This window comes from Sphingobacterium sp. IITKGP-BTPF85, from assembly GCF_001006065.1.
In the GTDB taxonomy this organism is placed as follows: Bacteria; Bacteroidota; Bacteroidia; order Sphingobacteriales; family Sphingobacteriaceae; genus Sphingobacterium; species Sphingobacterium anhuiense.
Map to the genome: position 1 here is coordinate 1 of NZ_ASZT02000257.1, position 3,008 is coordinate 3,008.

Annotated in this window: 3 protein-coding genes; 2 read left to right on the forward strand and 1 reads right to left on the reverse strand. The window is 32.7% G+C overall.

All coding sequences use genetic code 11. The features are described from left to right. The first annotated feature begins 484 nt into the window (after positions 1 to 484). A complete protein-coding gene (locus tag L950_RS24765) occupies positions 485 to 1,027 on the forward strand; it encodes a hypothetical protein (protein WP_021191299.1) in 543 nt (180 codons plus the stop codon). A gap of 30 nt (positions 1,028 to 1,057) precedes the next feature. Beyond that, entirely contained in the window at positions 1,058 to 2,281 is a 1,224-nt protein-coding gene (locus L950_RS31190; RefSeq protein WP_021191300.1) for a hypothetical protein, read from the forward strand. A 475-nt stretch (positions 2,282 to 2,756) separates the two neighbouring features. On the opposite strand, the gene L950_RS24775 is transcribed toward L950_RS31190, so the two are convergent. Beyond that, a partial coding sequence (locus L950_RS24775; protein ID WP_231577854.1) for a hypothetical protein occupies positions 2,757 to 3,008 on the reverse strand: 252 nt, incomplete at its 5' end.

Here is a 3,008-nt window from a genome sequence, read left to right on the forward strand (position 1 = left end):
AAATGCAATTATTGGTCTACATCAAGGTTAAAAACTGGCTTCGTGATTGCATTTTGAATGGATAGTCAGCATAGTGACTTTGCGCAACAGATCTAATCTGCCGGCTTGATGATGTTTTTGGTAGTTTGTTTTTTTTGATACATACTCACAAATTAATAGTTTATAATTTGAGAGTCGCGAAATGAAAAGGAACTATAACTTTGGGCCCTATCCATCGCACAACAAGGCTCTGACCCCTTACAAACGACATACGATAGAAGCCCAAGAGCTATAGCATGCACCAAAGGTACATAAAATATCTACTTGGGCATTAAATCTACCGTCTCGTTGTAATTTATTGTCAGAGTTTGTTGTCGAGACTCTTTTAATTCAATGCCATAAATAATTATAAAATCATTTATAATTCAAATATAATCAGATTATTAATACAATCCAAATTTTATTGTCTTCAATATATAAACGCTAAGTTTCCCATATTGAATTTGTGAGAAAACCGATTCTAATTAGCTCAGTAGCCTTATGGATAATTAATAAAGTCAAATTTATTAGAACAGAGTTAGGCATAACCCAAAGAGAAGTACATAAATACCTTGGACTTTCTGATGATGGAAATATCTTAGGTGCAATCGAAAGTCAATTTGTAATAAATAGATATACAGATGAACAATTAAATAAGCTCGCAAGAAAGTTCACAGAAATAGCTGTATTGAAAGGTAGTGATAACACATATACTTTGAATGACTTTTATCCTCCAGTTGATTTTGAGGAAAAAATGGTCGAGAAAATCGTTATTAAAATTAAACCAACAGAACTCAAACAAACTGGTGTTCTTTACTTATTATTAGTTGAGGAAAAAGACTCCTTTTTTGATGAATGGCATTCTGCGAAAGAAATTGCTCATCATTGTGGATCTAAAGCTGAAAAGAATTGGGAAGCAAAAGATTTTACAGCAATCATTGAAGCTGCGGTTAAAAAAGGAACTTTATTAAGGAAGAGTGACGATGAAGCTCTTTTCAAAAGACCTTAAGAAATTATTATCTTTGTTCATCGATTAATTATGACCACAAAGAGAAAAAAAACAGTTCATACGACCTTTCCTGCAATTTCATTTGACAAGGTAATGTTCTTTCATAAAATCAGAATTGAGAAAGGATATTCTGCATTTGAATGTTCATTTATGATTGGTAAGCATAATTTCTTAATACGTGATGCTGAAAATCCGTTAAAAAAGACTTTAATAGATCCAGAAGATAGTCTTGTTCTAGGGAAGGTATTTAAACTAGAAGAGTACAACCCTCCTAGCAATCCAATAGATTATTACAAATTAGATGTCATCGTCAGTAAAGTTGAACGGAAGAAAACGCAATGGGAAATTGTCATTGCAAACGATGAAATTAAACCAATTAGAACGCTGATAATTACTGAAGAAGATAAAGAAATTGAATTACCAACCACATTGTTCCTCAGCACATATGATGATGTTCAGGAGCATTTCAAAAAATTAATAGCCGACGGTTATTTCAATTCTGCAAGAACTGCGCTGGATATATTAAAAAAGTATAGAGAGTCTGATGAATTTGGTCCCGATTTTCATCCACGATATTTGATCCAAAATATTCGGTACTATCTTAATAAAAAATCTGGTGAACCTATCTTATTCGATCGCAGGACGAATCAATTCTCAAGACGTTTGTATTTTAAACCATTTGATTTCGAAATCTTATCATCAAATGGCTTGATTTCTAAGACATTCTTAAGCTCAGGTATCAACACTTTTCAAAAAGCGGGTAGCTGGGTTAGTAGTCTCACATATCGTCGCAATCAAGATAAAGAAAATGAATTAGTGCTGTTTAAAGACCTGTATGGTACTTGCAGCACAAAGCATGCGCTATTGAAGAGATTGGCTGATGAAAATGGAAAACATGAGCTGAAACTCATACTGGGATTATTCAAAATGGATGGTAATAACACACCTGCTATTAAGGATTTACTGCAGGAGCACGATTTACCGTACATTCCGGAAGCTCATAACTATTTACGTATATCTAACTACATTATGGATTTTACAGGAATCGGGATAAACGAAACTAAATTTGAGCTGGATATACTAAAAGAAATCGAAATACAAGCAGATCAAATAACCGATTTCAAAGTACAGTATCATCGAGAATACCTTGCTCAATGGATTGAAGATAACAAAATCCCCTACTCTCTTGATGAACTATGGGCTATCAGAGAGGAATGCATCAGGCTGATAGGGAGTGTTAATAACCTGATCTAGTAACAACAACTAAAAAGTTCAGAAATCTAAAAATAAACTATGGAAAGATTATAAAAATTTGATATTTAAAGAGTAATTTATTATATTTAAATACATATAAAACATACACTGGTAAATAAAAGCAGAATATCTTTACTTTTAAAGACCTAATAATCATCATTATAAATCATTTAAATTACTACTAATGGATAATCAAAAACATTATAAGTTCGGTATATTCTATTATAACCCATCAGATACTCGTTTATTGATTCCTAAAAGGACATCTAGTATGCATGGGTACACGCTCAATTTTGCAAAACCAATTAGTTCTGTAATAATAAGTTTACTTCTTTTCTTGGCTATTGTTCTTGTTTATTTAATATTTAAAAATTAACAGAGCTCGTAATTTAAACTATGTCAGCGGCATTATTAGAAAAATCGGAATGAAAAATTCAAAAACATCCAGTGACAATAGATACAATTGCATTACAAATTAATCCACCAACCTCTTCTTGAGGAGATCCAACTCTCCTGCTATAACATCTGGCCAGCGAGCAAAACCTGTTCTAATAATCTCTTCACCATCTGCTATCGTAAATAACTGAGAGATACTAAAGGCTGACTCGCGTATGCCTGCAATCTGCCGAAAAGTTAGCTGTGATCTACTTTGACCTAATTTGACAGCTGTAGGATGATTGAGTATATATTCCTGGTGTATTTGCTTTAAATTCATCTGTTTGGTTTT

Coding starts and splice junctions, on each gene's coding strand:
- L950_RS31190 (WP_021191300.1), top strand. CDS start 1,058: ATGACCACAAAGAGAAAAAAAACAGTTCATACGACCTTTCCTGCAATT.